This window comes from Arhodomonas sp. KWT, assembly GCF_010993615.1.
Genome location: NZ_WNXE01000269.1, coordinates 1 through 2,749, shown reverse-complemented (window position 1 = coordinate 2,749; position 2,749 = coordinate 1). Strand labels below are relative to the sequence as shown.

The 2,749-nt window shown below is 69.9% G+C and carries 4 protein-coding genes; 2 read left to right on the top strand and 2 right to left on the bottom strand.

The window, feature by feature from the left end:
* Nucleotides 1-386, bottom strand: a 386-nt coding sequence (locus G7A99_RS17695; RefSeq protein WP_163142645.1) for an FAD-dependent oxidoreductase, incomplete at its 3' end; no start/stop codon positions are given.
* A 171-nt stretch (nucleotides 387-557) separates the two neighbouring features.
* Between G7A99_RS17695 and G7A99_RS17690 the strand changes: the two genes are divergently transcribed.
* Nucleotides 558-1,313, top strand: a complete 756-nt coding sequence (locus G7A99_RS17690; RefSeq protein ID WP_163142643.1) for a VIT1/CCC1 transporter family protein — start codon at nucleotides 558-560, stop codon at nucleotides 1,311-1,313.
* Here the strand turns inward: G7A99_RS17690 and G7A99_RS17685 are convergent.
* Nucleotides 1,273-2,202 carry a DMT family transporter gene (locus tag G7A99_RS17685; protein ID WP_205599900.1) on the bottom strand — a complete coding sequence of 310 codons (930 nt, stop codon included), beginning with the start codon at nucleotides 2,200-2,202 and terminating at the stop codon, nucleotides 1,273-1,275. The genes G7A99_RS17690 and G7A99_RS17685 overlap by 41 nt on opposite strands.
* 239 nt (nucleotides 2,203-2,441) lie before the next feature.
* Here G7A99_RS17685 and G7A99_RS17680 point away from each other — a divergent pair.
* On the top strand, nucleotides 2,442-2,749 hold a 308-nt coding region (locus G7A99_RS17680; protein WP_205599899.1), incomplete at its 3' end, for a hypothetical protein.

Sequence of the window (2,749 nt, the reverse complement as noted above, 5' to 3'; positions counted from 1 at the left end):
CGCTCGTTGCCGACGGCCAGGGTGTTGGCGTCCAGGAACCGCGGCCGGCCGCGGAGGCTGCGCTCGCCGAGTGAGCGTGCCAGCCGGGTCGGGCCGGCGACGAACCGGTCCCGCAGCTCGCGTACATGCTCCATCACCGCGGGGATGTCGGCGCTGAGCCCCTCCGTGCCGCGTATCCCCGCCTCTGCCAGGAAGCCGCGGCGATGGTAGCCGTGGGCCGCGGCCAGAAGGGCCTTGGAGGGCATGCAGCCGACCCGCGCGCAGGTGGTGCCGTAGGGGCCGTCATTGATGAGTATGACGTCGTCGGTGTGCCTGCGGGCCTCCTTGAGGGCCGTCAGGCCCGCCGTACCGGCGCCGATGATCGCGAGCTTCGCCTTGTGTGCCATGGCTGTGTGCGTTCCTTTGCGAAATGGGTGTTCCGTGGGGTGGAGGGCGAACCACCCCGATGACAGGGGGACAGTGGTGGCGGCGACCACCGTTTTCCAGTGGCAGGCGGATCCGGCACCGCCGCGTGGCATTATCTGTGGTGGTGCGCAGTATCACGGGAGGCCAGGGCCATGCGCGACGGTGATCGTACGGATGTGCTGCGTCGTGCCCATGATCCGGACGCGATCGCCCGGCGGCTTGCCGGTGCGCGGCGTCAGGAACACGTCTCCGACGCCGTGCTCGGCGGAATAGACGGCTGCATCACAACGTTCGCGGTCGTCTGCGGCGCCCTCGGTGGCGGATTCACACCCCTCGTGGCGTTGGTGCTGGGGTTTGCCAACCTGGTGGCGGACGGCTTCAGCATGGCGGTCAGCCGGTACGAGTCCATTCGTGCCCAGCGCGAGGTCGTGGCGGCCACCCGGCGGGAGGAGCTCGATCACATCGCCCGGGTTCCGGAGGGGGAGCGTGAAGAGGTTCGCCAGATCTTTGCCGCCAAGGGGTTTCGTGGCGAAACCCTGGCCGACATCGTCGAGACTATCTGTGCCGACCGGACCCGCTGGGTGGAGACGATGATTACCGAGGAACACGGCCTCGCGGCAGTCCAGCCGTATCCGGGCCGGGCCGCTGCGGCGACATTTGCCGCGTTCGTGCTCGTGGGCGCGCTGCCCCTCGTGCCGCTGCTTTTCCCAGGGGGCGAGACCGCCCGCTTCGCCGCCAGCGCCGTGATTGCCGGGGCGACGTTCTTCGCCATCGGTATGGTCAAGAGCCTCGTGCTCGAGCGCCCCGTACTGCGCGCCGCCCTGCTCACGCTGGCGACAGGGGGCAGTGCCGCGGTGCTCGCCTACCTCACGGGGATTCTGTCGCGCTGGCTCCTCGGCGGCGGCTGAGCCGGCGACCACCGGTGTTCACGAGCGCCACGCCGGCCATCACCACCGCGAGCCCGGCAATTGCCCGCGGTGCCAGGCGCTCGTCGAAGAGCAGGTAGCCGAGGATCACGGTGAACGGCGGTGCCAGGTAGAACAGGCTGGCCACCTTCGCCGCCGCGCCGTGACGGATCAGCGCGAACAGCAGCCCCACCGCGCCCACGGAGAGCACCAGCACGAGCCATGCCAGGGCGAAGACGAACTCGCCGGTCCAGTCGATGACGCGGGTCTCCAGGGCCAGCGCCGGGATGAACAGGGCCACCGCGCAGGCGCCGAACTGGATCGCCCCGCCGGTGCGCAGATCCGTGGCCGGGCAGAAACGCTTCTGGTAGAGCGTGCCGAAGGTGATCGACAGCAGCGCCAGCACCGCGCCGCCCAGGCTGACCGCCGAGGCCGTCGCCCCCCCAATGCGGCTGGAGACCACCAGCACCACCCCGGCCAGGCCCAGGAGCAGGCCGGCCCATTGCCGGGCGGTGACCCGTTCACCCAGCACCAGGCCGGCGAGTGCCGCGGTGAGTACCGGCTGCAGCGAGACGATGATCGCGGTCACCCCGGCGGCCAGGCCGTGGCCGATGGCCCAGAAAACACCGCCGAGGTAGCCGCCGTGGACGAGCAGTCCGGCGACCACGATGTGGCCGGTGCCGCGTGCCGTGTCCGGCCAGGGGGCGCGGGTGATCACCGCGACGGCGGCGAGCAGCACGCTGGCGGCGAGCATGCGTGTGGTCAGGAAGGTGAACGGCTCCGCGTGCGGCAGCCCCAGGCGGGCACCGATGAAGCCCGTGCTCCAGAGCACGACGAACAGCGCCGGCATGGCCACGCGCCAGACCGCCTGCCTCTCCCCCTGGTCGACCACTTTGCCGTTACTCCTTATCCGGACGATGCGACAGCATACTGATGCCATGCTGTCGAACGCCACCGCGACGCCCCGGGGCGGCTGCGTGTGCCGCCGGTGGGGTGGTGCGAATCGATACGACGATGCGCGAAAGCGTATGGTATCCGGTGCAGGGCATTTCGTATCCGGGCTGACAGGCACTAAACTGAAAAATCACGGATGACGCAGGCGACGCGAAGCTGAGGGGGGACAACTCAACAATGAACAATGCGATCGCCCGGCCTCGGCTGTTTACGGCGCTGGACGACTGTCCGGCGGGCCGGATTCCCTGGCTTGTGGCAGCGGGCGGCTATGGCAAGACGACGCTGGCGGTTTCCTACGCACAGGCGCGCGGGGCGGCGTTGCTGCACCTCGCGGTCGGTGACGCGGGGCTGACCGCCGGTGAACTGTTCTTCCGCCTGCGCGAGCAGGCCGTTTCCGTGCTGGGCGAGGCCGCGGAGGCGCTGCCGGTGCTCAACCCGGAGTACTCGGCGAGCCCGGAGGTGTTCACGCGCCGCTTCGCCGAAGA